Raw genomic sequence first — 26,120 nt, forward strand, 5'->3', positions numbered from 1 at the left:
CGGTTAGACCACCTGAAATCCGAAGGCATAGGGATCGTCATCGTCGACCGTGATGGCGTTGTGCCCGGTGATCCGCGCCCAGCCCTTGATACTTGGCATGATGGCGTCAAACGCGCCAACCTTGGTGGCGGCTTCGATGCGGCCGACAAACTGGCTGCCTATGATGCTCTCGTGGGTGTACTCATCGCCGACCTTGAGCTCGCCGCGGCTATAGAGCTGAGCCAGACGGGCGCTGGTGCCTGTGCCGCAGGGTGAACGGTCGATCGCCTTGTCGCCATAAAACACTGCATTAGCGCCGTTGGAGCCTTCGCTGATGGTGTCGCCGGTCCAGAGCACGTGGGAGACGCCGTTGACCGTGGGGTCGTCTGGGTGCACGCAGCTAAGGGTGTTGTGGGCGATTTCGCGCACGATCGGGCTCCAGCGCAGGATATCGCCGGCGTTCCAGTGGCGCAGGCCAGGGAAGTTGGCCTGGGGATCGACGATGGCGTAGTAGTTACCGCCGTAGGAGACATCTATCTTGAGCGGCCCAAGGCCTGGGATATCCAGCACCACATCTTTATGGGCCAGATAGGCGGGTACGTTGAATATCTTGACCCAATCCACCTTGGCGCCGGTTTGCTGGTACTGCACCTTAATTTGCCCGGCGGGCACGTCTATGGTGAGCTGACCCGGCATCTTGGGGGTTAACAGGCCAGACTCGAGCGCGGCTGTGATGGTGCCTATGGTGCCGTGGCCACACATGGGCAGGCAGCCGCTGGTCTCGATAAACAGGATGGCGGCATCGGCGTTGTCGCTGCAAGGGGGGTAGAGGAAGGCGCCGGACATCATGTCGTGGCCCCTGGGTTCAAACATCAGCGCCTTGCGGATCCAGTCATACTGCGCCAGGAAATCCTGGCGCTTTTCGCTCATAGTGCGACCCTTGAGGTCCGGATGGCCACTGGTGACCAAACGGACCGGGTTGCCGCAGGTATGAGCATCGACGCAAAAGAAGGTACCTTTTAACATCTATGCCATACTCCCTAGATTTAGTTGAGGTTGTACTTGTCGAGATCCAAGCGGGTAGCCAAGGCTTCGGCCATCACCTTTTCCACATAGGCACGCTCGTCACCGATCAAGGTCATACGAGGCAGGCGCACATTTTCGCTGCCGCGGCCGACGATCTGCTCGGCAAACTTGATGCACTGTACCAGGGTCGGAATGGTGTCCAGGCGTAGCAGCGGCATGAACCAGCGGTAGATCTCACGGGCTTCTTCGATACGGCCGGCACGGGCCAGTTTAAACAGAGTAACAGATTCTCTTGGGAAGACATTGGTTAGGCCGGAGATCCAACCTGTGGCGCCCAGCAAAATGCTCTCCAGCGCAATATCGTCGACACCGCAGAGGATGTTGAAACGATCGCCGAAACGGCTCTGCAACTCGGTGAGACGGCGGGTATCTGTGGTCGATTCCTTGATGGCCACTATGTTTGGCTCTTCGGCCAGCACTGCGGTCATCTCCAGGTTGATGTCGACGCCATAACCCACAGGGTTGTTGTAGATCATGATTGGCAGTTTGGTCGAGCGCGCCACGTGTTGATAGTGGGCTATCACCTCACGGTTTGTGCCGCGGTAGATCATGGCGGGCAGTAACATCAGGCCATCGACGCCGAGCGCCTCGACATCTTGGGCGTATTTCGCCGCCTGCTGGGCCGTGTTTTCGGTGCAGCCAGAGAGCACCAGGATGCGGCCATTGACCGTCTTGACCGTGTGCTTGATAAATTCACGTTTTTCTTCCGGAGAAAGGGAGGCGTTCTCGCCTATGGTACCCAGGGCGATCACCCCATCGATACCGTCACGAATGAGGTCTTCCAGCATTCTTGCGTTCGACTCATAGTTGATCGAACCATCGTCATTAAATTGGGTAGAAATTGCTGGGAATACACCTTGCCAGTTTACTTTCATGTTCAGACCTCTATAGATATTGCCGTGCAACGTGCGCGGCGAAAAAGTGATATCAAGTTTTGGCGTTTACCAAAAGCTATAGTATATTGTATACAATTTTAAGGGGAAGAAAAGCCCCTTGATGAGATTGCCGCTATTTATGTTTTTATCTCTCACCGGTAAATACTATATATTGCATACAAACAATAACAAAGGAAGTCCCTATGCGCCTATTAGATTTAAGTCCTAGCTATCTCGATGCCTGCACCCGATTTAAGACCCTCGACGCTCACACCGAAGGCGAGCCGTTACGGATCCTGCTGGAGGGATATCCCGAGATCCCTGGAGACACCATATTGGCCAAACGCAGATATCTCACGGCGCATCTGGACCATTATCGTCAGCTCTTGATGCATGAGCCCAGGGGCCATGCCGATATGTATGGCGCCATCATCACTGCGCCTGTCACCCCCGGTGCCGATTTCGGCGTGCTGTTTCTCCATAACGAGGGTTACAGCAGCATGTGCGGTCACGGCATCTTGGCCTTAGTAACTGTGGCAGTTGAGACGGACACCCTAGCGCTAGGCGATACGCCAAGAGAGATAAAGATAGATGCGCCGGCTGGGCTTATCCATGCCAAGGCCTATCGTGATGAGACGGGTGAACTCAAGGTGAGTTTTCGTAACGTGCCTTCTTGGGCCGAGGCGCTGGATTGTCGCGTAACCGTCGATGGCATAGGCGAGGTGGCTTACGATATCGGTTTCGGCGGTGCCTATTACGCTTATGTCGATGCCGATGCGCTGGGGTTAAGCTGCGCGCCGGATAATGTCGCCCAGCTGATCGATTGGGGACGCCGCATCAAGCATGCTGTAATGGCTCAGCATCCGTTAGCTCATCCATTAGAAGCGGATTTAGGCTTTCTCTACGGCACCATCTTTACATCGAGTAAGACCAGCTCCGCGGATGCCCACTCGCGCCATGTGTGCGTTTTTGCCGATGGCGAGGTGGATCGCTCGCCAACGGGAACAGGGGTTGCGGGTCGAATAGCTATACTTCACGCTCGAGGCGAGGTCGCACTGGGCGAGCGCCTGAAGATTGAGAGCATAGTCGATGGTGCCATGCAGGTTTACGCACTGGATAACGCCGACTTTTATGGCAAGGCGGCGGTGATCCCAGAGGTGAGCGGCCGCGCCTTTATTACCGGGCGTCATGAGTTTATCTTAGATCCTAAGGATCAGTTTCAGCAGGGATTTATGCTCAGATGATCGAGGCTAATCACATGACAAACCAAGAGTTAACTGACCAGGATAAAGCCTCACAGGCCAGCGCTGCCTCTACCCGAAACGCGGATATCACTGTCATAGGTGCTGGCATTATAGGGCTTGCCAATGCCATCGCCCTGCAAAAGGCAGGCTTTAGCGTGCGCGTCATCGACAAGCAAGGGGTGGCGGCGGGCGCCTCCTTTGGTAATGCGGGCCACTTCGCCACCGAGCAGGTGTTTCCCCTAGCCGACCCGGCCATGCTCCCCAAACTGCCCGGCATGTTGCTCGACCCGTTAGGGCCGTTTCGCATTCAGCCGCGCTATTTTCTCAAGGCCCTGCCTTGGTTTATGCGCTTCTTAGTCAATATGTTGCCCGCAAAACGCGCCCATAACTCGGCGGCGATCAAGGCGTTAAATCAAAAGAGTATCCATGCCTGGCAGCAGCTGGTGAGCGAGTGCGGCTGCTCTGAGCTACTCAAACTCGAGGGCAGTCTCTTGGTGTTTGAGCAGACGCCTTTTATCGAGGTCGAGCGCGTATACCAGAGCTACCGTGATGCCGGCGTGGCGGTGCAGCTAATCAGTGGTGAGGAGGTGAGGACGCTAGAGCCAGATCTCAGCCCCAATATCAATCACGGACTGTGGTTTACCGAGGTTGGCCATACGCCAGACCCGGCCGAGCTGTGCCATTGTTTAGCGACGCAGTTTGAGAAACTGGGGGGCGAGCTGGTGATCGGTGAGGTGACTCGATTGGCTAATATCGGCAAGGGCGAGCAAAGTGTCAGCGTCTGTGTGGGCGAAGGTGTTAATTATCAAAGTGACAAGTTATTGCTTAGCGCCGGCGCCTGGTCTAAGCCTTTGGCGCAGCAGCTTGGCTTTAAGGTGCCGCTGGAAACCGAGCGTGGCTATCATCTGATGATGCCACAGCAAAGTCGTCTGCTGCGGCCGGTGGCCTCATTTGAGCGCAAGTTTATTATTACCCCCATGAGCCGGGGGACCTGTTTGGCTGGTACGGTTGAATTTGGCGGCCTAAAGGCGCCGCTGGTCGAGGCTAGGGCCGACTGTCTGCTGCCCCATGCCAAGGCGCTGCTGCCAGATGTGTTAGCCAGTGCTAAAACCTCCCAGGGAGAGCGGTGGATGGGCTTTAGACCCTCGCTGCCCGACTCCTTGCCTGTGCTGGGCGCCTCACCTAAGAGTGATAAGATCTTCTTTGCCTTTGGTCACCAGCACCTGGGACTCACCTGGGCCGCCTTTAGCGCACAGCTTATGGCGAAGACCATCAAGGAGGAGAAGACTCAGGTGGATATAACCCCTTACCGTATCGACCGATTTTAGGTGGCACACTATGAGACAAGGCGAGTGATTCAAGGATAACGAGATAAAAGAAAGCCGGCATGCATGTCTGTAAAATCGCATCTCGGTAAAGATTCGATTGCGCTTTAGCTTTGGCATTGCTGTAGCATTATAGTGGTTAATAACATTTTGCTGGGGCCTTTATGGAAACCTTAGATCAACTACTCGAGCGTATTGCCCGCTGTCAGATCTGCCAGCCGCATCTCAGCTATAAGGTGCGGCCCGTGCTGCAGGCGGCATTGAGAGCCAAGGTGTTGATTGTCGGTCAGGCGCCGGGCACTAAGGCCGCGGCCAGCGGACTTCCTTTCGACGATCCAAGCGGTGATAGGCTCAGGGATTGGCTCGGTGTTAACCGCGAGCAGTTTTACGATCCCTCCCTTTTTGCCATCGTCCCCATGGGGTTTTGCTATCCGGGGAAGGGACGCTCAGGGGATCTGCCGCCAAGGGCCGAATGTGCGCCGGCTTGGCGAGAGCCTCTGCTGGCACACCTAAAAAACATTCAACTCACCCTAGTGATTGGCCGATATGCCCAGGCCTATCATTTCGGTAAGCAGTGTGGCGGGGTGACTGAGTGTGTGCGAGACTGGCGGCGCCATGGTAGCCAGGTCATGCCGCTACCGCATCCCAGCCCTCGCAATAATCTCTGGCTCAGGCGTAATCCCTGGTTCGAAACCGAATTATTGCCCGTGCTCAAAGCAAGAGTGACGAGCGCCATTTCATTAGGCGTTAAATAAAGAAACTCATCGGCTGGCTATTACCGGCCGATGAGATTTGCGTGATTGGCTACAGCTTGTTGGCTATAGCGGGGTTAGTTGATTACGTTGCGCCAACGCTGGTTTGAGCCGCCGTGATAGTCCCATATACTGATCTCGCTCCTATCTCCACTGCCATTGGCATCGATCACCTTGTTAGGATTGAGGTGTGATCTAAAATAGCCACCGTCGTTATTCCATTGCTGGCTGGCAGAGTTGTTACAGTCGGCGATGACTATGGGGGTGTCGTTGGCGGTGTTACCGTTGAGTAGGGTGACACACTTGTTCCAGTTTAGTTTACTGTGTAGCGTTCCCTGTTTGGGCTCATAGTACCATTGTTGGTTGTTGCCGCCGTGACAGCGGTCGAGCAGCAGGGTGTTGCCATTGGTCAGATCGCCATAGGGGATATCCAGACAGCGTCCACTCTGATGGGTACGCAGTGTGCTCCAGGTATACAAGGTTTTCTCTGTGCGCAGTTCCCAGGCCTGACTGTTCGAGCCATCAAACTGCCAACTGCCGATAAAGTCGTTGTTGCTGTTGCCCCAGACATCGATAACATAGTTGCGGTCTTTATCTGCCCTGAGCCAGTAGCCATCGTAGAACCAACGCTGGCTCAGACTGCCATCACAGAAACTGATGCCTATGTTACCGTTGTTGTAGGCCTGATCTCGGTTGTCCAGGCACATGTTGGGATCAACGCGGCTGCGCAGGGTTTGTGCGGCTTTATCATAGATCCACTGTTGGTCATCCGAGTGGTGTTGGCAGCTGTATTGCAGCACCTTTTGTCCGTTGAACAGGTTGTTATCGTCACCGGGAATATCCAGGCACTTGCCGCTGCTCCAGTTGACGATGCGAACATAGGTGGGTAGGGGATCATAGTAGTCGCTGCTCCGGTTGGCCTCGGCCCGCTCCCACATCTGTAGGTAGGCCTCAGCCGAATGCATCACGGCTTCATAGATACGTGCCGGAGCCTGCTGACGAATATCTTCTAGGTGATCGGCGACCATGCCATAGTGGGCCATGCCGTCGAGATTGTAATTATAGGTTCGGTTACCCGATTGCTGCTTATCTATGACAAGGCCAAACTCTGTGGTGAAGGGGTATCTCAGCGGGTGGATGTCGGCGTCTTCACGGGGGCCGGGTTGATTACCCAGGCCACTCATGTCGGTGGCAAAGCTCACACCATGCACATAAGGCGTCTGCTCCACCTCATCTAAATATTGACCTATGGTCTTGGCTACCTCGGTTGCAGTCCAGTTGTAGGGGGTGACGAAGCCGCCAAGCTGTACCGCACGCTTCAGGTTATTGTGCAGCTCGCCGTTTTTACCCTGGGTCATCCAGCTATGGGAAGAGATCACGCCGCTGTATTGGCGCGCTTCGGCAATCGCTAACACTGACGAAGCCGTTTTCTCGCTCATGTGATCGAGTTCGATCAACATCTTCTTATCTATCATGCGATTAACCAGATAGACACCGAGATCGGATAGGCCTTGTTGGTTGCAGTGCTCTATATCTGGTTGATATTGGGGATTGACTATGCTGTTGGCGATGTCACCAATCACAGGAATCGAGCCCAATAGCGGGAAGCCGGAGGTCATGGCGGGGCCGTGGGTGTCTGCATCACACTCCTGGGTATCGAAAGCATAGCCAGTGCTAAGCACCTGACCGACATTGATCAAGCCGTCTTCGACTCGAGAGCCGCCGAATCGATTGTCGAACTTGTGGGTCGGGTAGAGGACGCGTACCCCGAGATCATAGATCTCTTGCAATTGACGTTCGACATCGGCGCGGTCGCAGTTGTCTTTTAGGCCACAGTTAAAGGTTTCTGAGGCTTCGATACCCATGAGTACGGCTAGCTTTCCATCAGCAATCACGGCTCTGGCCTGTTCGGGTGAGGTCACTATTCTGAAGAAGCCTCTGCCTATGCCGCCGGCCTGTGCATCGATATAGGTTTGCATCTCTTTAAGCCGCTGGATCTGCAGGCGTATGCTGTCCATGGTGTTACAGCTATTGTGTCCCACCCAGGCGGCTGGGTTGACCGAGGATTGAAGGTTACACAGGACTTCGTTCTCGACGATATGGGTCACTATCATGCGTTGGCCGCCAAGATAGGCCCGTTCAAGCCACTTGTAGTAATAGCCCATGTGGCTCATCTGTTTGTAGTTGGGCCAATGGGGAAAATCGGGCCAGCCGCGGGTATCGTATCGATAATTGACATCGTTATAGGCCATCAGATTACCAATGATATCTAATGCGCCCCAACTGCCGTGTACACCGCTGCTGTCGTTGAGGGCGCTGGCGACGCCGAATCTGTGGAAAGGCTTGCCGTGCATGAAGCGCCCCCCCATGAACTCATAGGAGGTGATATGGGTATGAGGATCGACAAAGCCTCTTACCGGTTGGGATGCGTCACTCTTTAGTGCATCCAGGTTGCCAGTGACATTGGTTTGGATCTCGGGAAAGGGCGTACAATCTGTTTGTGGCACCAGGATGAAGTCGGTTTCGCTGGTGTAGTTGTAGGGGTTGAGTTCATCGACAAAGTAGAGGCTGTCTGAACTGTAATTGTGTCTCAGGGTACGATTGAGGCCCGTCACGGTAAAACGATAACGATAGCTTCCGTCTGGCTGGGGAACTGCATTGGTGCGCCACTCGGCAAACTTACCGGCGTAGGTGCCTGCGGTGATATGGTATGGCAGTCGGGCGGCGAGATAGTAACCTTCGCTGTCTGTCATCATGTAGTGGTCTAAGCCTGTGGGTTTAAAATAGAAACGCCCCGCCGTTGCCAGACTTGCGTCGAACAGGCCGAAACTCTGACCGTCGTTGACCAAACCACCGCTGGTATAGCGATGAACAAATTTGCCTGTTTGTGGTGATTGGATGGCGTAACACCCCTGGGCGAGCGAATGTACAGGGTTGTCGTCACTCGCCCAACTGAGAGCGGGCGTGGCCATACTTAGGGTTAGTATGAATAGCGAGGCTATTGTGCTTACCTTCATTGTACATGTCCTTATATTTATATGAATTTTTGTATCCTGGAAAACGACTCAGGTGATCGCTGTGCGAAATTGTCTCAACTGTTAAGAGTTACCGACGAAATAACTCCAAGGCTCAAACCGAAAAGAACAAAAAGTGTACAGCTATTCATAAATTGAGATAGTTCAGCAATCATTCATATAGTAGAAAAGTACTGTTTTTCATTCGTTGAGTTGGCGAGCAGTTCAGGGCGAACCCTGGTCACATCGAAATGCTTGGGTGAGGCGGCAGCTCTCTGATTGAACTGGTTTAGATTAGCCATGATTTTGACGTTTAAAACGATATTGGCTGCCATTCTTATTACCGGTAACTCCTACCTTAGATTATTTAGCGTTAGGCAAGAGAAAGTCCGCTATTTAGCCATCTTGTTCTCGCTCGCAGTTTACCGGTCAGGCTAGCTTCTAGCTGTTGCTGGAGAGGCTATTGTTTGAATCATATAAAGAGCACTATGCTGTTGTCATCTGTTTGCACTTTGTAAAGCGCACCTAGCCGCGAGAGCCGATGATATAGAGATAATAAATAGAAAGGTTTTGCTCTTTTTTTATGCGTTAATATTCTAAACGATTGTTTCAATTTGATGTTTGGAAACAGGTTTGACTGACTTGGGTGAGAAAAGCGAGCATATGGAATACTCGCTTGGCGATAGTGCAGGGACTTGGAGGATAATGACTTTGGGCGTACAGCTGTTAGTTTTGCTGCATAAACGTCTCTATCTCAGCTATGGTGCGCGGCACCTTTCGGGATAGGTTTTCATGGCCGTCAGCAGTAACCAGGATATCATCTTCGATGCGGATCCCCATGCCGCGATAGGCTTCAGGTAGATCTGTGGCCGATGCCGGAATATAGATGCCGGGTTCTATGGTAAAGATCATCCCAGGCTCAAGCTTGCGCCACTGGCCATCCTCATCGTGATAGGGGCCGACGTCGTGGACGTCCATCCCCAACCAGTGTCCCGTCTTATGCACAGTGAAGCGTTTGTAACTTTCGCTGGCCATCACCTCCTCATAGCTCCCCTGTAATAGCCCGAGTTCGATGAGGCCCCGGGCCATCACTTGCATACAGGTCTCATAGAGGTGATTCCAGGGCGTGCCTGGTTTGACTCTGGCGATGGCGGCATCGAGGGCATCGAGCACGAGCTGGTAGATCGCTTTTTGCGCCTGAGTAAAGCGGCCATCTACCGGATAGCTGCGGGTGATATCGGCGGCGTAGTGATTGAGCTCGGCGCCGGCATCGATCAGTAGCATCTGACCGGATTGGGTCTGACAGCAGTTTTCTTCATAATGCAGGCAGCAGGCGTTGTCGCCCGCCGCCACTATGTTGGGGTAGGCCACCTCGATAGCGCCGTGGGCGGCGATGGCAAAATTAAAGGTGGCGGCAAGCTGCGCCTCATTTATCTCTGCGCGGCAGGCAGCCATTACCGCCTTATGGCCGTCGATGGAAGCGTTAACTGCGGCGCGGATCGCCGCCTGCTCGCTCTCATCTTTGATAACCCTCAGTGGGTGCAGGTGCTTGGCCAGCGGCGTGATGCTGCGAAAGCATTTAGGCGTATCGAAGGCGCTACCTTGACGCTGGGCGTTACACCATTCCAGTAGTTTATGATTAAAGCGGCCCAGCTCGTCGCTGATAAATACCTGAGTCTGATGAGTGAGGCTGGAGGCGATGACGCTCTCTAGCTCGGCGATATCAAACGCCTGGGTGGCGCCAAAATGTTCGATGGCACCGGTAATGCCGGCTCTGGCGCCGAAGCTGACCTCCTGCTGAGGATCCTTTGGGCGGCAGAGCAAGGTATAAATTATCTCGCCTTGGTGGCCACGATAGAGCAGGGCGACCGCGTCGGGCTCGTTAAAACCTGTCAGGTAGAGAAAATCATTGTCTTGGCGAAAGTGATACTTGATGTTCTTGCTGCGTACCTTTTGCTGATAACCCACGAGGAGCACAAAGCTATCCTCGGGTAGGCTATCCATCAGGTGTTGGCGTCTAATGGCGTATTGGCTGTTTGCGGGCATCTCTATCCCTATCTCTTTATAGCGGTATGCGAATGGCTTAACTATATTTGTATATTTTATTCATTTCTAGTCCCGGTCGACTTTATTCGTGATTGTTCGGTGCATTTTGTTGATTCAAGTGTGATAATAATGGTCAACTAATTTTTGGATTCAGTCGGATTGGGGAAGTTTTCGTGAATCGTGCCGTTTTCCTGGATAGAGATGGAGTGATTAATATCGACCATGGTTATGTGCATCAGGTCGATGATTTCGAATATGTCGAAGGCGTATTCGATGCGTGCGCCGCGTTAAAGCAGCAAGGCTATAAGCTGGTGGTGGTGACCAATCAGTCGGGCATCGCCCGCGGACTCTACACTGAAGATCAGTTTCACAGTCTGACCGAATGGATGGACTGGAACTTTGCCGATAAGGGTGTCGATCTCGATGGCATCTATTACTGTCCTCATCACAGCGAAAAAGGCATTGGCGAGTATAAACAGGACTGTGATTGTCGTAAGCCTAAACCCGGCATGCTCAAGAGTGCGGCGCAGTTTTTAAAGATAGACCTGAGCCGCTCTGTCATGGTGGGGGATAAGCGTGACGATATGCTAGCCGCCGAGGCCGCAGGGGTACCGACCCGTATCTTAGTTCGCTCAGGCAAAACGGTAACAGATGAAGCCATCGCCGCGGCTACTGTCGTTTTAGACTCTATCGCCGATGTGCCCGCTTACCTGGCGTCGCTAAACTAGTTACAAGTCCTTATAAGCTAGTGATCAAGTCATTATCGGATTAAGCCGTTATCTGATGAATGTGTTATCTGTGGTTGTTTTCAATAGCTATTAAGTCGCCTTTATATGCCTTTGATGGGCGAATCTAGTCAGAATCGCCCTTTTGCTCGTTTATCTCGACCAGATTAGGCGAGTCTAGTGACCGAAAATCGCTTTACCATTCCTCAAAAAGTACCTCTTCTGATGGCTAATTCGTCATATTGTTCGATGTTTGAGCATTTGGGCCGAATTTATAAAACAATATAAGAAAAGGCCTTGACGCCTCGGTCGCCCTGAGTAGAATACGCAGCCCTAGCCACTCGGGAATCACCGGGATGTGCTAACGCTCTTTAACAATTTATCAAGTAATCTGTGTGGACACTCACAGGTATTGAGTTAATCGAAAACGATTTAAATCTCAATGCATGATTTACTAAATCTAGTTTCACTAGAGATAGTGAGTGTTCATAGCAATATGTCTTATGCTCATGTTTTTACAAGAGTGTAAGTATCGAGTTTGCTGCTTCTTTGTGAACGCAGTGAATGAGAAACAGTAGAATTCATTGAGTCGTTTGGCGCAAGCCAAACACAAAAACTTTTAATTGAAGAGTTTGATCATGGCTCAGATTGAACGCTGGCGGCAGGCCTAACACATGCAAGTCGAGCGGTAACATTTCAAAAGCTTGCTTTTGAAGATGACGAGCGGCGGACGGGTGAGTAATGCCTAGGGAACTGCCCAGTCGAGGGGGATAACAGTTGGAAACGACTGCTAATACCGCATACGCCCTACGGGGGAAAAGAGGGGCTCTTCGGACCTTCTGCGATTGGATGTACCTAGGTGGGATTAGCTAGTAGGTGAGGTAATGGCTCACCTAGGCGACGATCCCTAGCTGTTCTGAGAGGATGATCAGCCACACTGGGACTGAGACACGGCCCAGACTCCTACGGGAGGCAGCAGTGGGGAATATTGCACAATGGGCGCAAGCCTGATGCAGCCATGCCGCGTGTGTGAAGAAGGCCTTCGGGTTGTAAAGCACTTTCAGCGAGGAGGAAAGGTTAACGGTTAATACCCGTTAGCTGTGACGTTACTCGCAGAAGAAGCACCGGCTAACTTCGTGCCAGCAGCCGCGGTAATACGAGGGGTGCAAGCGTTAATCGGAATTACTGGGCGTAAAGCGTACGCAGGCGGTTGATTAAGCGAGATGTGAAAGCCCCGGGCTTAACCTGGGAACTGCATTTCGAACTGGTCAACTAGAGTCTTGTAGAGGGGGGTAGAATTTCAGGTGTAGCGGTGAAATGCGTAGAGATCTGAAGGAATACCGGTGGCGAAGGCGGCCCCCTGGACAAAGACTGACGCTCAGGTACGAAAGCGTGGGGAGCAAACAGGATTAGATACCCTGGTAGTCCACGCCGTAAACGATGTCTACTCGGAATTTGGTGTCTTGAACACTGGGTTCTCAAGCTAACGCATTAAGTAGACCGCCTGGGGAGTACGGCCGCAAGGTTAAAACTCAAATGAATTGACGGGGGCCCGCACAAGCGGTGGAGCATGTGGTTTAATTCGATGCAACGCGAAGAACCTTACCTACTCTTGACATCCAGAGAACTTTCCAGAGATGGATTGGTGCCTTCGGGAACTCTGAGACAGGTGCTGCATGGCTGTCGTCAGCTCGTGTTGTGAAATGTTGGGTTAAGTCCCGCAACGAGCGCAACCCTTATCCTTACTTGCCAGCGGGTAATGCCGGGAACTTTAGGGAGACTGCCGGTGATAAACCGGAGGAAGGTGGGGACGACGTCAAGTCATCATGGCCCTTACGAGTAGGGCTACACACGTGCTACAATGGTCGGTACAGAGGGTTGCGAAGCCGCGAGGTGGAGCTAATCTCACAAAGCCGGTCGTAGTCCGGATTGGAGTCTGCAACTCGACTCCATGAAGTCGGAATCGCTAGTAATCGTGGATCAGAATGCCACGGTGAATACGTTCCCGGGCCTTGTACACACCGCCCGTCACACCATGGGAGTGGGCTGCACCAGAAGTAGATAGCTTAACCTTCGGGAGGGCGTTTACCACGGTGTGGTTCATGACTGGGGTGAAGTCGTAACAAGGTAGCCCTAGGGGAACCTGGGGCTGGATCACCTCCTTACCTATACGATTGAGTGATACTTGGTCGAAAAATGCTCCTGCATTTTCGACATTCGGTACATCCGTGTACCTTTTGAGTGTTCACACAGATTACTTGATAGAAAGATAGAGCAAAGATATACACGTCTATTTAGACGCTGTTAATTTGTTTCAGCGCTAGGCGTTTGAGTTGCGAACGAAAGAATGTAGATAACTACATGACTGAGTGAGTAATGAAAAACAACAACGCGATGGAGCAAAGAAACAAGTATAAATGGGTCTGTAGCTCAGCTGGTTAGAGCGCACCCCTGATAAGGGTGAGGTCGGTGGTTCAAGTCCACTCTGACCCACCAATTCTTCGTTGATACTGCGTTATGTATTTTGTCGTTTAGCAGGCTAAACGTCCTCAATACATGCCTTGTTTCAACTCGAATTGGCAATGGTATACTTTGTTCGCTGCATGTAATGGGGCTATAGCTCAGCTGGGAGAGCGCCTGCCTTGCACGCAGGAGGTCTGCGGTTCGATCCCGCATAGCTCCACCATTTGCTCTTGAAGAGAGCATGCAGTTATGGTTAGAGATGCCAAAGATAAATGCAGAATTTATCTTTGGCTTTTTTAAGCCCGCTCTTTAAAAATTTGGAAAGCTGATAGTGTTAATGTGAAAGGGATGGCGATTTATCGCTGTTTGTAGCATTAGCGCGAAAAATAATTGAGTTCTCAAAACACACTTTAATCAAGTGACTTGAGTATTCTTTTGGCGAAAGTAGAAACCGTTAGTTGCGATGCGACTCAGATGAAACTCATTTGGGTTGTATGGTTAAGTGACTAAGCGTATACGGTGGATGCCTTGGCAGTCAGAGGCGATGAAGGACGTAGTAACTTGCGAAAAGCGTTGGCGAGCTAGTAACAAGCATTTGAGCTAACGATGTCCGAATGGGGAAACCCGGCACCATAAGGTGTCATCATTAAGTGAATACATAGCTTAATGAGGCGAACGAGGGGAACTGAAACATCTAAGTACCCTTAGGAAAAGAAATCAACCGAGATTCCCCTAGTAGCGGCGAGCGAACGGGGATTAGCCCTTAAGCCTAGAGGGTGTTAGTGGAATGTGTTGGAAAGCACAGCGATACAGGGTGATAGCCCCGTACATGAAAACTAACTTTAGGTGAAAACGAGTAGGACGGGACACGTGATATCTTGTTCGAATATGGGGGGACCATCCTCCAAGGCTAAATACTCCTGACTGACCGATAGTGAACCAGTACCGTGAGGGAAAGGCGAAAAGAACCCCTGTGAGGGGAGTGAAATAGAACCTGAAACCGTATACGTACAAGCAGTGGGAGCGGTTCTTGAGACCGTGACTGCGTACCTTTTGTATAATGGGTCAGCGACTTACATTTTGTAGCGAGGTTAAGCGAATAGCGGAGCCGTAGGGAAACCGAGTGTTAACTGCGCGTTTAGTTGCAAGGTGTAGACCCGAAACCCGGTGATCTAGCCATGGGCAGGTTGAAGGTTGAGTAACATCAACTGGAGGACCGAACACACGTATGTTGAAAAATGCGGTGATGACTTGTGGCTGGGGGTGAAAGGCCAATCAAACCGGGAGATATCTGGTTCTCCTCGAAAGCTATTTAGGTAGCGCCTCGAGCGAATACCATTGGGGGTAGAGCACTGTTAAGGCTAGGGGGTCATCCCGACTTACCAACCCTTTGCAAACTCCGAATACCAATGAGTACTACTCGGGAGACACACGGCGGGTGCTAACGTCCGTCGTGAAAAGGGAAACAACCCAGACCATCAGCTAAGGTCCCAAAGTTATTGCTAAGTGGGAAACGATGTGGGAAGGCTTAGACAGCTAGGATGTTGGCTTAGAAGCAGCCATCATTTAAAGAAAGCGTAATAGCTCACTAGTCGAGTCGGCCTGCGCGGAAGATATAACGGGGCTAAGCAATACACCGAAGCTATGGGTACTAGCGCTTGCGCTAGTGCGGTAGAGGAGCGTTCTGTAAGCCGTTGAAGGTGAAGGGGTAACCCACGCTGGAGGTATCAGAAGTGCGAATGCTGACATGAGTAACGATAAAGGGGGTGAAAAACCTCCTCGCCGAAAGACCAAGGGTTCCTGTCCAACGTTAATCGGGGCAGGGTGAGTCGACCCCTAAGGCGAGGCCGAAAGGCGTAGTCGATGGGAAACGGGTTAATATTCCCGTACTTCTGCTAACTGCGATGGAGAGACGGAGAAGGCTAGGCTAGCGCGGCGTTGGTTGTCCGCGTTTAAGGCTGTAGGTAGGGTACTTAGGCAAATCCGGGTACCTAATACTGAGAGTTGATGACGAGTCACTACGGTGATGAAGTAGTTGATGCCATGCTTCCAGGAAAATCTTCTAAGCTTCAGGTTAGTAGGAATCGTACCCCAAACCGACACAGGTGGTCGGGTAGAGAATACCAAGGCGCTTGAGAGAACTCGGCTGAAGGAACTAGGCAAAATGGTACCGTAACTTCGGGAGAAGGTACGCTCCTGTTGGTGATGAGACTTGCTCTCTAAGCTGACGGGAGTCGCAGATACCAGGTGGCTGCAACTGTTTATCAAAAACACAGCACTGTGCAAACTCGCAAGAGGAAGTATACGGTGTGACGCCTGCCCGGTGCCGGAAGGTTAATTGATTGGGTTATCTTCGGAGAAGCTCATGATCGAAGCCCCGGTAAACGGCGGCCGTAACTATAACGGTCCTAAGGTAGCGAAATTCCTTGTCGGGTAAGTTCCGACCTGCACGAATGGCGTAATGATGGCCACGCTGTCTCCAGCCGAGACTCAGTGAAGTTGAAATTGCGGTGAAGATGCCGTATACCCGCGGCTAGACGGAAAGACCCCGTGAACCTTTACTATAGCTTGGCACTGAACATTGACCCTACATGTGTAGGATAGGTGGGAGACTTTGAAGCGGGAACGCCAGTTCTCGTGGAGTCATCCTTGAAATACCACCCTTGTAGTGTTGATGTTCTAACTCTGGCCCCTGAATCGGGGTTGAGGACAGTGCCTGGTGGGTAGTTTGACTGGGGCGGTCTCCTCCCAAAGAGTAACGGAGGAGCACGAAGGTTGGCTAAGTACGGTCGGACATCGTACGGTTAGTGCAATGGCATAAGCCAGCTTAACTGCGAGACATACACGTCGAGCAGGTGCGAAAGCAGGTCATAGTGATCCGGTGGTTCTGAATGGAAGGGCCATCGCTCAACGGATAAAAGGTACTCCGGGGATAACAGGCTGATACCGCCCAAGAGTTCATATCGACGGCGGTGTTTGGCACCTCGATGTCGGCTCATCACATCCTGGGGCTGAAGTCGGTCCCAAGGGTATGGCTGTTCGCCATTTAAAGTGGTACGCGAGCTGGGTTCAGAACGTCGTGAGACAGTTCGGTCCCTATCTGCCGTGGGCGTTGGATGATTGAAGGGAGCTGCTCCTAGTACGAGAGGACCGGAGTGGACGAACCGCTGGTGTTCGGGTTGTCATGCCAATGGCATTGCCCGGTAGCTACGTTCGGAATCGATAACCGCTGAAAGCATCTAAGCGGGAAGCGAGCCCTAAGATGAGTCATCCCTAGACCTTTAAGGTCTCTAAAGAGCCGTCCGAGACTAGGACGTTGATAGGCAGGGTGTGTAAGCGTTGTGAGGCGTTGAGCTAACCTGTACTAATGACTCGTGAGGCTTAACCATACAACCCAAAAGGGTTTTTACTGCAAAGTACCGGAAATGAGTCCAATCATTTCTTGGCACTTCCTCCATCCATGGAGGTCGTAATAATGGTTACTGAATCAAAAGAATACAAAGTACTTGATTAAAGTGCGAACTCAAGCAGCTTTCTAAATTTACTGTTTTGGTTAATTACGCAGGTAATTGTTTGGCTGACAAAGCCGTAACGAAGCGAAGCGCACAGTGTACTAGAGTACATGAGCACTGTAGCGAGGAAACAATGCCGTCAGACGAAGAATTAACCAGTAAGAATTTGTCTGGAAACCATAGCATTGTGGTCCCACCTGATCCCATCCCGAACTCAGAAGTGAAACGCAATCGCGCCGATGGTAGTGTGGGGTCTCCCCATGTGAGAGTAGGTCATTTCCAGGCGCCTAATTAAGTGAAGAAGCCACCTGAATAAGGTGGCTTTTTTGCGTTTGGGGTTTATGAATTTATTGGGTACCCTTTCGAACCACCTTAATTAAAGTCAGGTGGCTTATTCACTTATGTAGGCATGAATGCCTACTCCCGACGTCGCCCCACCGCTGAGCGGGGTCTCCGGCTACGAAGCATAGCTTCTCCGCGTTCAAGTGAGGCTAAATACTGCGTATTTATAGCGCCTCACTTTCACCCCCATGTGTTCGCTACGCGAACCGAGTAGGTCATTTTCAGCTGCTACCGTTCTTTTGCTTTTGACAAAGTAACTGGAATGTTGATTCCCTCTGTTCAGTTCTAATCGGATGTCTTACGCCCCCATGTGTGAGGCCTTCTGCGTATGCCATTTCTTTTGCTGGCCTCGACCTAGCAGTTTATCTCCATCCGTTAATTAAGCACTGAATTAGCAGATGTCTTACGCCTCTATTTGAGAGGCTTGGATAAGTTACTTTGAGCTTACTTGGGCGTTAATAGATGTTTTCTATCTGCGCGATTTGATCATTCAATTATACAGGGGAGCTAGGGGGATTTAGATTTAGGGTATGAAGCTAATGGCTAACTGGGCACTATATCTGTGATGCATTCTCTTAATACTGGCTTTCCTAATGCAGGTGTTTCTAACACTGGCTCTCTAGTTACTGATTCTACCGGCTTGCTTTCTCTGCTGGGGCCATCCTTGACACCTAAGGGAGAGGACAGTCAGATTGCGCGAGTAATTACGCCTGTACAGGCCAACACGGCGCTGATCGCCGAAGGTGGTGGGCAGCGCGGGATATTTACCGCCGGCGTGTTAGATGCCTGGCTTGAGAGGGGGTATAACCCTTTTGCGCTGCTTATCGGTACCTCCGCTGGTGCTCAGAATCTCTCGAGTTATCTCACGGGGCAGATTGGCTTTGCCAAGCAGGCGATTAAGGGCTTGTCCCGCGATCCGCAATTTGTAAAGGTGAGTCGCGGTCTTGCCGGGAAGAGCACTGTGGATCTCGATTGGTACTTTAATCAGGTGCAAGGCGAGTCCTTAGGCTTGGACCTGTCTGCCGGGATGCGGGCAATGACTCATCGCCGGCTGCTTTTTAGCATGACCAATGGTTCTAACTATCAGGCGATATTTCGTCAGCCCAATAAGCAGAACTGGCTTGAGTTACTCAAGGCGTCGAGCGCGCTGCCGTTTCTTTATCGCCAAGGTGTGCCTTTAGAGGACAGTTTTTATGTCGATGGCGGCCTGTCGGCGCCGCTGCCGGTAGAGGAGGCCTATCGGCGCGGGGCGACTAAGATAGTGGTGATCCGTACCATGCCCGAGGAATACCAGGCTTATACCCCTTGGGTGAATCGTCTCAAGTCTTGGATCTGTAGCTCGAATCGCTGTCCGAGGGCGATTGAGTATTATCTGCATCATGAAGCCGAATATAAGCGCTCACTTTCCTTTATCGACAATCCACCTGAGGGGGTTGAGATCATTCAGCTGTTTCCCCGCCGCGCACTGGCGAGCAAGTTACTCGGCAGTTCGACGGCTGAGCTGGATAGGGATTATCGACTCGGGCGGCAGGCGGGATTTAAGTTCCTGAAACAGGATGCTCTTTCCACTTTGAAGCGTGCCGCATAACGTTATGCTGGCTAAAGCTATTCCACTTAAAGCTGTTTCACCCAAAGCTGTTTCACTGAAAGTCATGGCGCCTATCGTTACCGAGAGAATCTAACTGGCTGGCTTAGTGCCCGTCTTGCTGAGCCTGTTCGATGAGTCCTATACGCTTTTTAAAGGCTTCTCTGGTGGCTTCATCCGCTTGTTCATACCAGAAGTCCAGCATCTGGCCGACATTGATCTGATCGCGGCGTGAAGTGCCTGTTTGAGTTACAGGTTGAGTGCTTGGTTGACTAGATGGCTGGCCAACAGGCTGCGCAGCCATGGCAGCAGAGGTCGCCGCAGGACTTGCTGCGCTACTTGAGGTACTGCCAGAGGCACTGCTTGAGGTGCTAGGCGCCATCTGGACAGGCTGATTGATCGCTATGGCTGCAACGCCTTGGCCCATGTTGTAGGCCTTTATCTCTTCGCTGTAATCGCGGCCTATCTGAATGCCATCCTTTAGCAACTTATCTATCTTGTAAGCGACCTTATTGCCCTGGGTATCCGTGAGACCAATTTGAGGGACGTCGTTAAATTTCTCTGCCGATTTAGGTGAGCTGATCTTAGGTAGGCTGACGCGATAGTGATTGTTTTCGCCATAGAAGGTGACGATAAGGGTTTCTGAGACGAAGCGCTTCTGTTGGCCAAATTCGCGGTAGTTGGCGCGGGCATTAAAGACCAGCTGCTGTGGGCCATTTTGCGAGATCAGCTGATGGCTAGTGATATCCTTACCGTTAAGCAGTAGTGGTTCTGCGCTATCTGGCAGAGTGATGGTAACTTCGGCGTGCGCTTGTACAAAAAAGAGTGGGATCAAGAATAGGCAATGGATTAAAGATTTCATGGTAAACCGGGAAAAGAATAATTTATCTGTGTTATAGCACCTCGTGGCCCAGTTGGACAACTTTACAAGCGGCCATTGGGCTTTTTGAGCATCATGGGGGATGGGTTACAGTAATTTGCTTGCTAAGACTCTATAATGGTGGGGATTAATTCCAGGAGCTTAGCGTGTTAACTAAAATTTTAGTGACTCTGTTAGTGATTGCCGCGGCGATCGCCTATCTTCGACGACCTAAGGTGGTCAGCCAACCGACGGCCAGTCAGTTGGGTCAGCGAATCGTGTTTAAATACCTTGCCTTTGGTATCGCCGCCCTGGCACTGCTGGGGAGTGGTGGCTACTGGTATTGGTCCTGGCAAGAGGGCAATCAGCTGGTGTATGTTACCATTATCTCGCCGGCATCGGCCTCGAAAGAGGTCTACCAGGTACGTAAACGCGAGTTACAGAGCGATGCCTTCACCACAGTCGATGGCCTCAAGGTTCGCTTGTCGACCCAAGAACGAATTGTGATAGCCGATACCCCGCCGAATATGAGGTAGGCTGGTTTTTAACACCGCTTCATTTTTATTTTGGTTATATTCCCTTCATTAGCAGTCAATTAGGCTGTTCAATGGCGCGTTATTCGGTAGAATAACGCCAATTTATACCCTGCGCTTGGATGTGGTGCGTTTTCATCTGAGTGTCTTTTTCAGGAGGTCCTATGATCACGGCTTATGTCTTTCAAGCGAATAAGTTATCCATTGTCGAGTTGAATATTCGAGACAGTGTTCCCGAGGGTACCTTATGGCTGGATCTCTACAAACCTGAAGATGACGAACGTGAATGGCTGAGGGGCTATTCGGTAGAGGAGCTACCGGACGAGGAAGATATTAACGAAATTGAGGCCTCGGCGCGTTTCTATCAAAACAAGGATGGTCTGCACATCAACTCATTGTTCCCCCAGCGTGTCGGACAAGATGTTAAAGGGGTGAACGTCTCCTTCAACCTGCGTCCACAGTTTCTGGTGACCCTGAGGGAAGATGATGTGGGGCTGATCCGCTTACTGCGTAACTATCTGCGTTTAGGCCGCTTAGAGGTACAGACGCCACAGGCGCTGTTCCTGGAGCTGTTCAACCTTAAGGTGGATTACCTCTCGGATCTTATCGAAGATGTTTATTCCGTGCTGGATAGTGTGGGTGAGCAGGTGTTTGAGAGCAGTGAACTCGACGATGTGTTTAAGCTGATCACCTTGCAGGAAGACTCCAACGGTAAGATCCGTCTGAGTTTGCTCGATACCCAGCGGTCCCTGCGTTACATGCAGCGTTATTATCGCGGCAAGCTGACCGAGGAAGATCTGAAAGATCTGCGGGAGATGTTATCGGATATCGAATCTCTGATGCCCCACAGTCAGTTCATCTTCGATAAGTTGAACTTCCTGCTCGATGCGGCCATGGGTTTCAGTGGGCTACAACAAAACAAGATCATCAAGATCTTCTCGGTTGCGGCGGTGATCTTCCTGCCTCCGACCGTGATTGCCAGCGCCTACGGGATGAACTTCGCCAACATGCCAGAGCTCGAGTGGCAGTGGGGTTATCCTATGGCGATCATGATGATGATTGGCAGCGCGGCCTCGACCTATTTCTTCTTCAAGCGTAAAGGCTGGCTCTAATATCAGCCTGAGCTTGGTACCGGCCTGGCTTAAAGCTTTGGCTGGCAGCCAAACGCACTTCTTAAGGCGTGAGCTATTTACCTGGATAACAGAGCACCTTGGCTCTGTTTTCTGTGTAAAGGTCGGGTTGATTGATCACCTGATTTAAGGTGATGAACTTGTCATTCATCAGTCGCAGCGCCATATAGCTGCGGGCGTAGGGCGTGGTGCAGCGCGACAGCTTAAACTCGAGATGATGATGAATGGTTTCTAACTGGGCGCGGTTGTTGGCATGGGCCTCGCTGATTAATGCCTTATTGAGGTTTTTCTGCAGGGTGGCCAGTTGCTGCGGCGCATGCTGCGCTAGCCATTTCAGGCTGTCGAAATCGGGTAGCTCTACCATACTCTTTCCCCTTAGCGCATAAACGCCATAATGCAAGGCCAGTACTCTAATTTTAGTCTGGCCTGCGGAGAAAGACAGTCAGGTGCGCTTTACGCCTTCTTATCGCCACCGAAGAAATAGCTAACCCGCTCTCTGGGGCTCAGGTATTTGAAGATCTTCTCCGGCAGGGCCGAGGGGGCGATACACCTGACGATACTAAGCCCTTCGCTCTCCAGATCCACGATAGGCGCCTGCTCTTTCGGCACCAGTGCGTCGTATACCAAGATCCTTGGGAAGAGGATCTTCTCTAGGTTTACCGCCATCACCATGGCATATTGCCCGCTGGATAGCTCCACCACACTGCCTGGCGGATAGACGCCGAGCATCTTGATGAGCTTACCAATAGCCTCCTGATTTAGCCGCTCCTTGTAGTTCTTATACAGGTAGCCCAGTGCCGCATAGGGGGTTCGAGCCTTAACTTGCCCCTCTGGGTGACAGAGCTGATCGTAGAGGTTGACCGCGGCGACCAGTTGGGTCGGTAGGCTGATCTGTTCCGCCTTCAAGCCTCTGGGATAGCCGCTGCCATCGAGAAACTCATGATGATCTCTGACGATTGGCGCCGCATCTTCGGGGAAGTTATTGGCCAGCTTCAATAGTTCTATCCCCATGGCGGGGTGTTGCCGGATGAAGTTTAGCTCGGGCTGGGTGAGAGGGGTCTTCTTACGAAGCAGCTGAGGCGGGATCTTGAGCTTACCCGTATCGTGAAACAGGGCGCCCATGCCGACCGCCTCGATATCTTCTCTTGGCCAGTCCAGTTCCTTGGCGATCATCATTGAGAGCACCGCAACGTTGAGAGAATGATAGTAGATCCCGTCGCTGTCTTTGGCGTCGCTCATTAGGTGCAGTACCAGGTTGTCGGAGTTAAGCAGCTCTTCGGTGATGCTGTTGATCAGCTCCTTGGCGTCGGAAATGGCATTAAGCGGGCGATTTCTCAGCTTGGCGATCAGGTTGCGCATCATGGCGACGGAGCGGTCAAATTCCTGCTCGGTTTTCTTAAGATCGCGCTTGAGTTTCTTGAGGTGCTCGATACGCTCCTGCTTGTTTTGATTCATCTGCTGACTGAGCTTGGTCAGGTCGCCGTCATCTCTAAAGCTTGGGGCATCGTAGGCATCTTCTTTGCCCAGCGGCGGCGCTGAGCTCTTATCCAGGTCGACAAACACATACTCGATGCCGAGTTTTTTGATCAGTTCGATCTGAGCTTCTTGCTTGAGTCTAAAGGAATTAAATAGAAAGGGATGGTCTTTCCAGGAGACAGGTAATCTAACAAAATTGCCCACTTGTAGTTGGTTTGTGTTTACCTTACAGCTTCTGCTCATGTGTCTTTACGTTTGCCTTAAGTTGCGCGTTATTTTATCTGAACCAGCTGGCTTTACAATTACTTAAGCTATGTGTCAGCATAGTTGCATCACAAATTTGTCTAATTTAGCGAGTTGTACATGGATTTCATCGAAGTCTACCCCAATGCCATCCCAGATGAACTGTGCGATCGTCTCATCGAGACCGTCAACACACATCCTGGTGTCATTGATGGTATTACGGGTCATGGTGTTGACCTGGAAAAGAAAATTAGCCGTGACATAACCATGGATAACTTTCAGGAGTTACTGCCACTGAGAAACGAACTCCTTAATTATACGCTAAAACACAGCGCGCAATATTTTGAAAAATATGCCCTGGGGTTGATGGGGGCGGTGGCGGTCACTCTGGCGGACGAACAGGGTAAGCCACAGACACTGACCCCGGACAACTTCGATACCCTGGGAAGACACAGGGTACAGCCTTTGGTGCAATACCTGTATCGCAGCGGCACCATTAATATTCAACATTACAAGCAGGGTAAGGGGGGCTACCCCCATTGGCACTCGGAGCAGTTTCCGCAGATGGGACACAACGAGGCGCTGCACAGGGTCGTGCTTTATATGTTTTATCTGAACGATGTGGAAGAGGGCGGTGAAACCGAGTTCTTCTATCAGCAGCGTAAGATCAAGCCGAAGAAGGGCACCATGGTGATCGCCCCCGCTGGCTTCACCCATAGCCACAGGGGCAATATGCCCATCAGTGGCGACAAGTATATCGCCACCTCCTGGGTGATGTTTAACCGCGCCGAGAAGCTATACGCCCCTGTGGGTTAAAGCGGGATCTTGATGGTGAACCTCGCTCCCTCGAGGGATGAGGTATCTATGCTGAGGCTGCCGTTGTAGCTGGAGACGATTTCGTTACAGACGGCAAGCCCTATGCCTTGGCCAGCCTTTTGAGTGTCGGCGCGAACGCCGCGCTCTATGATCCTTTGACGTATGGCCTCGGGTACCCCCGGGCCGTCATCCTCCACGATCAAGACAAACTCGCTGTTATCGCTGTAACGGGCGGTGACCGCTACCTTACTAATACACAGCTTGAAGGCGTTCTCCATCAGGTTACCACACAGCTCCATCAGATCGCCTTTGTCACCAGGGAACACCTGATCATCGGGGATATCGGCGCTAAATTGGATCTGCTTGTCACGGTAGACCTTAAACAGCATCTGCGATAGCTGGTCGATCAGCGGCGCGACCAGGGTCTGCTCCTGCTTGAGGCCCTTACGGCCGAGCATGGCACGCTTGAGCTGATACTTGACCAACTGATCCATCTGACTGACCTGTTCCATGATCTTCTCGCTGGCCCCGGACTTGCTCAGGGTCTGGTCATCCGTGATGGCGTGCACCGCCGCCAGACGCGTCTTCAGGCTGTGGGCAAGATCGTTCATCGCGTTCTGATAGCGCTCCTGCTGGGCACTGGATTGCACCAGCAGTTGGTTGAGGGCCTGGGTGACCCCTTCGAGCTCCACAGGGTAATCTTCGGAGAGCGCCTTGGCCTTGCCGCTGCTGACCTGGTGCAGCTCATTACGCATACGCACCAAGGGGCGCATTCCCCAGTAGCCGGCACTGATCAATAGCACCAGGGCCAAGGCCAAGATCATGCCCAGGCGCCAGTAGGTACGGCGACTGAACTTGTCGAACTCCTTCTCCAGCTTCTGCGCGTCTTTCATCACCAGCAGGTTGTATTTTTGCTTGGCGATCTCCACCGAGAGCAGGTAGACGAAGTAGTTTTTACTGTCGGCGAGGTTGAGGTAGTAGGGCGGCGAGTCGAAGCGTATCTCGTTGAAGCGCTCGCAGGTGTCGAACAGACCGCGATCAACGGCCAGGGAGGAGGTCCACACCTGTTTGAAATCCTCGTTGCAGCTGGCGATGATATATTTTTCCGGGGTGTTGTTCTCGTCCAGCCATTCTGAGGTCTCGGGGATCAGGTCGTGCTCCCGCAGCTCGGCGGCCACCTTGGGGATCTCGGCGATAAGCTCGGCGGTCTCTTCGTTGTAGCTATTCTGGGCGTACAATAGGTTGACCAGCCAGGCGAGGCCGAAGCCCACCAAGGCGATGATGGAGAGCGAGGTGAGAAACATCCGCGTGAGCAGACGCTGTTTGGGTTTAAACCTTATTTGCATGGCAGATTAAACTTGTAGCCCTGACCGCGAATGGTGGCGATGGGGTTTTCCAGTCCGCCCTTGGTCAGTTTCTTGCGCAGACGGCTCACCATTACTTCAATAGTGTTGGGATCGCCTTCCTTATCGCCATAGATCACATCCAGCAGTCGCTGTTTGGCCACTACTTCGTGACAGTGGCGCATCAGGTATTCGAGGATCTGATATTCGAACGCGGTCACTTCCATAGGGCTCTGATCCAGGGTGACCTGTTTGGCGGCCAAGTCCAGCTCTAACGGTCCGCTGGTGATCTGCGGCTTGACGAAGCCCGCACTGCGACGCACCAAGGCGTCGAGCCTGGCGACCAGCTCCTCTTTCTGGAAGGGTTTCACCAGATAGTCGTCGGCGCCGGCGTTGAGCCCCTCGACCTTATCCTGCCAGTTGACCCGGGCGGTGAGGATAAGAATAGGCGCCTTGAGTTCGGCCTTGCGCAGAGACTGGATCAGCGAGATCCCGTCTTGATCCGGCAGGCCAAGGTCTATGATGGCAATGTCTATGGGATAGTTAGTTGCCTGATAGAAGCCTTCTTTGGCAGTTTGGGCGACTTGAACCTGGTTGCCCAACTCACTCAGTTGTACCTTGAGGTGGTGGGACAGTAGGGGATCATCTTCAACGACCAAAATTCTCATATGCTTTGCCTATGTTTAATTATGTGCTCGCTCGGTGACCCGATAGGGGATTTGTTAACCAAGCGAAGGACGTTTTATAAAACATTAATTTATAATGGATTAGC

17 protein-coding genes, 2 tRNA genes and 3 rRNA genes are annotated in these 26,120 nt (G+C 52.0%); 13 read left to right on the forward strand and 9 right to left on the reverse strand.

From position 1 onward, the window contains the following. Window positions 1–3: 3 nt before the first annotated feature. Window positions 4–1,005: a 4-hydroxyproline epimerase gene (locus tag K0H81_RS07835; RefSeq protein ID WP_144204472.1), complete on the reverse strand. Its 1,002-nt coding sequence runs from the start codon at window positions 1,003–1,005 to the stop codon at window positions 4–6. 20 nt (window positions 1,006–1,025) lie between these two features. Then, complete coding sequence (gene dapA / locus K0H81_RS07840) at window positions 1,026–1,940, reverse strand: 4-hydroxy-tetrahydrodipicolinate synthase (RefSeq protein WP_220060471.1); 915 nt, start codon at window positions 1,938–1,940, stop codon at window positions 1,026–1,028. Between the two features lie 203 nt (window positions 1,941–2,143). On the opposite strand from dapA, the gene K0H81_RS07845 reads away from it, so the two are divergent. The 3 genes from K0H81_RS07845 to K0H81_RS07855 all read left to right on the forward strand — a co-directional run bounded on the left by K0H81_RS07845 (window position 2,144) and on the right by K0H81_RS07855 (window position 5,264). Beyond that, window positions 2,144–3,184, forward strand: coding sequence for a proline racemase family protein (locus K0H81_RS07845; RefSeq protein ID WP_220060472.1), 1,041 nt, complete (start codon window positions 2,144–2,146; stop codon window positions 3,182–3,184). 14 nt (window positions 3,185–3,198) lie between these two features. Then, the gene (locus K0H81_RS07850; protein WP_258406418.1) at window positions 3,199–4,512 is read left to right on the forward strand and encodes an NAD(P)/FAD-dependent oxidoreductase; all 1,314 of its coding nucleotides are present in this window, start codon (window positions 3,199–3,201) and stop codon (window positions 4,510–4,512) included. A 161-nt stretch (window positions 4,513–4,673) separates the two neighbouring features. After that, window positions 4,674–5,264 carry a uracil-DNA glycosylase family protein gene (locus K0H81_RS07855; RefSeq protein ID WP_220060474.1) on the forward strand — a complete coding sequence of 197 codons (591 nt, stop codon included), beginning with the start codon at window positions 4,674–4,676 and terminating at the stop codon, window positions 5,262–5,264. Window positions 5,265–5,338: 74 nt separating this feature from the next. On the opposite strand, the gene K0H81_RS07860 is transcribed toward K0H81_RS07855, so the two are convergent. Further along, window positions 5,339–8,278, reverse strand: a complete 2,940-nt coding sequence (locus K0H81_RS07860; RefSeq protein ID WP_220060475.1) for a ricin-type beta-trefoil lectin domain protein — start codon at window positions 8,276–8,278, stop codon at window positions 5,339–5,341. A 723-nt stretch (window positions 8,279–9,001) separates the two neighbouring features. Continuing rightward, window positions 9,002–10,321 carry an aminopeptidase P family protein gene (locus K0H81_RS07865; protein WP_220060476.1) on the reverse strand — a complete coding sequence of 440 codons (1,320 nt, stop codon included), beginning with the start codon at window positions 10,319–10,321 and terminating at the stop codon, window positions 9,002–9,004. 173 nt (window positions 10,322–10,494) lie between these two features. On the opposite strand from K0H81_RS07865, the gene gmhB reads away from it, so the two are divergent. The 7 genes from gmhB to K0H81_RS07900 all read left to right on the forward strand — a co-directional run bounded on the left by gmhB (window position 10,495) and on the right by K0H81_RS07900 (window position 18,951). Beyond that, on the forward strand, window positions 10,495–11,049 hold the full coding sequence (gene gmhB, locus K0H81_RS07870; RefSeq protein WP_220060477.1) for a D-glycero-beta-D-manno-heptose 1,7-bisphosphate 7-phosphatase: 555 nt from the start codon (window positions 10,495–10,497) through the stop codon (window positions 11,047–11,049). Window positions 11,050–11,666: 617 nt separating this feature from the next. After that, a 16S ribosomal RNA gene (locus K0H81_RS07875) occupies window positions 11,667–13,211 on the forward strand. A gap of 254 nt (window positions 13,212–13,465) precedes the next feature. Further along, window positions 13,466–13,542: transfer RNA gene (locus K0H81_RS07880), tRNA-Ile, on the forward strand. A 114-nt stretch (window positions 13,543–13,656) separates the two neighbouring features. Further along, a tRNA-Ala gene (locus K0H81_RS07885) sits at window positions 13,657–13,732 on the forward strand. A 273-nt stretch (window positions 13,733–14,005) separates the two neighbouring features. Continuing rightward, window positions 14,006–16,898 (forward strand): 23S ribosomal RNA (locus tag K0H81_RS07890). A 292-nt stretch (window positions 16,899–17,190) separates the two neighbouring features. Next, window positions 17,191–17,306, forward strand: a 5S ribosomal RNA gene (rrf, locus tag K0H81_RS07895). Together the 16S, 23S and 5S rRNA genes with 2 tRNA genes alongside form the textbook arrangement of a ribosomal RNA operon. 721 nt (window positions 17,307–18,027) lie before the next feature. Continuing rightward, window positions 18,028–18,951, forward strand: coding sequence for a patatin-like phospholipase family protein (locus tag K0H81_RS07900; protein WP_258406419.1), 924 nt, complete (start codon window positions 18,028–18,030; stop codon window positions 18,949–18,951). 103 nt (window positions 18,952–19,054) lie between these two features. Here the strand turns inward: K0H81_RS07900 and K0H81_RS07905 are convergent, their stop codons facing one another. Then, window positions 19,055–19,810, reverse strand: coding sequence for a DUF2057 domain-containing protein (locus K0H81_RS07905; protein ID WP_220060478.1), 756 nt, complete (start codon window positions 19,808–19,810; stop codon window positions 19,055–19,057). A 164-nt stretch (window positions 19,811–19,974) separates the two neighbouring features. Between K0H81_RS07905 and K0H81_RS07910 the strand changes: the two genes are divergently transcribed. Further along, window positions 19,975–20,343: a hypothetical protein gene (locus tag K0H81_RS07910; RefSeq protein ID WP_220060479.1), complete on the forward strand. Its 369-nt coding sequence runs from the start codon at window positions 19,975–19,977 to the stop codon at window positions 20,341–20,343. A gap of 161 nt (window positions 20,344–20,504) precedes the next feature. Further along, the gene (corA, locus tag K0H81_RS07915; protein WP_144204376.1) at window positions 20,505–21,452 is read left to right on the forward strand and encodes a magnesium/cobalt transporter CorA; all 948 of its coding nucleotides are present in this window, start codon (window positions 20,505–20,507) and stop codon (window positions 21,450–21,452) included. A gap of 73 nt (window positions 21,453–21,525) precedes the next feature. On the opposite strand, the gene K0H81_RS07920 is transcribed toward corA, so the two are convergent. Together K0H81_RS07920 and K0H81_RS07925 are read right to left on the reverse strand one after the other, a co-directional pair. Continuing rightward, window positions 21,526–21,834, reverse strand: a complete 309-nt coding sequence (locus tag K0H81_RS07920) for a DUF3135 domain-containing protein (protein ID WP_220060480.1) — start codon at window positions 21,832–21,834, stop codon at window positions 21,526–21,528. Between the two features lie 89 nt (window positions 21,835–21,923). Next, window positions 21,924–23,189 (reverse strand): cyclic di-GMP phosphodiesterase, encoded by a 1,266-nt coding sequence (locus K0H81_RS07925; protein WP_220060481.1) that lies wholly within the window; start codon window positions 23,187–23,189, stop codon window positions 21,924–21,926. A 120-nt stretch (window positions 23,190–23,309) separates the two neighbouring features. On the opposite strand from K0H81_RS07925, the gene K0H81_RS07930 reads away from it, so the two are divergent. Continuing rightward, window positions 23,310–24,005: a 2OG-Fe(II) oxygenase gene (locus K0H81_RS07930; RefSeq protein WP_220060482.1), complete on the forward strand. Its 696-nt coding sequence runs from the start codon at window positions 23,310–23,312 to the stop codon at window positions 24,003–24,005. On the opposite strand, the gene K0H81_RS07935 is transcribed toward K0H81_RS07930, so the two are convergent. Continuing rightward, the gene (locus K0H81_RS07935; protein ID WP_220060483.1) at window positions 24,002–25,351 is read right to left on the reverse strand and encodes an ATP-binding protein; all 1,350 of its coding nucleotides are present in this window, start codon (window positions 25,349–25,351) and stop codon (window positions 24,002–24,004) included. The genes K0H81_RS07930 and K0H81_RS07935 overlap by 4 nt on opposite strands. Continuing rightward, window positions 25,342–26,016 carry a response regulator gene (locus K0H81_RS07940; protein ID WP_011866145.1) on the reverse strand — a complete coding sequence of 225 codons (675 nt, stop codon included), beginning with the start codon at window positions 26,014–26,016 and terminating at the stop codon, window positions 25,342–25,344. Before K0H81_RS07940 ends, K0H81_RS07935 begins: the two co-directional genes overlap by 10 nt. Window positions 26,017–26,120: the final 104 nt, after the last annotated feature.

The sequence above is a fragment of the Shewanella halotolerans genome (assembly GCF_019457535.1).
GTDB lineage: Bacteria > Pseudomonadota > Gammaproteobacteria > Enterobacterales > Shewanellaceae > Shewanella > Shewanella halotolerans.

Coding starts and splice junctions, on each gene's coding strand:
- K0H81_RS07835 (WP_144204472.1), bottom strand. CDS start 1,005: ATGTTAAAAGGTACCTTCTTTTGCGTCGATGCTCATACCTGCGGCAAC.
- dapA (WP_220060471.1), bottom strand. CDS start 1,940: ATGAAAGTAAACTGGCAAGGTGTATTCCCAGCAATTTCTACCCAATTT.
- K0H81_RS07845 (WP_220060472.1), top strand. CDS start 2,144: ATGCGCCTATTAGATTTAAGTCCTAGCTATCTCGATGCCTGCACCCGA.
- K0H81_RS07850 (WP_258406418.1), top strand. CDS start 3,199: ATGACAAACCAAGAGTTAACTGACCAGGATAAAGCCTCACAGGCCAGC.
- K0H81_RS07855 (WP_220060474.1), top strand. CDS start 4,674: ATGGAAACCTTAGATCAACTACTCGAGCGTATTGCCCGCTGTCAGATC.
- K0H81_RS07860 (WP_220060475.1), bottom strand. CDS start 8,278: ATGAAGGTAAGCACAATAGCCTCGCTATTCATACTAACCCTAAGTATG.
- K0H81_RS07865 (WP_220060476.1), bottom strand. CDS start 10,321: ATGCCCGCAAACAGCCAATACGCCATTAGACGCCAACACCTGATGGAT.
- K0H81_RS07905 (WP_220060478.1), bottom strand. CDS start 19,810: ATGAAATCTTTAATCCATTGCCTATTCTTGATCCCACTCTTTTTTGTA.
- corA (WP_144204376.1), top strand. CDS start 20,505: ATGATCACGGCTTATGTCTTTCAAGCGAATAAGTTATCCATTGTCGAG.
- K0H81_RS07920 (WP_220060480.1), bottom strand. CDS start 21,834: ATGGTAGAGCTACCCGATTTCGACAGCCTGAAATGGCTAGCGCAGCAT.
- K0H81_RS07925 (WP_220060481.1), bottom strand. CDS start 23,189: ATGAGCAGAAGCTGTAAGGTAAACACAAACCAACTACAAGTGGGCAAT.
- K0H81_RS07930 (WP_220060482.1), top strand. CDS start 23,310: ATGGATTTCATCGAAGTCTACCCCAATGCCATCCCAGATGAACTGTGC.
- K0H81_RS07935 (WP_220060483.1), bottom strand. CDS start 25,351: ATGCAAATAAGGTTTAAACCCAAACAGCGTCTGCTCACGCGGATGTTT.
- K0H81_RS07940 (WP_011866145.1), bottom strand. CDS start 26,016: ATGAGAATTTTGGTCGTTGAAGATGATCCCCTACTGTCCCACCACCTC.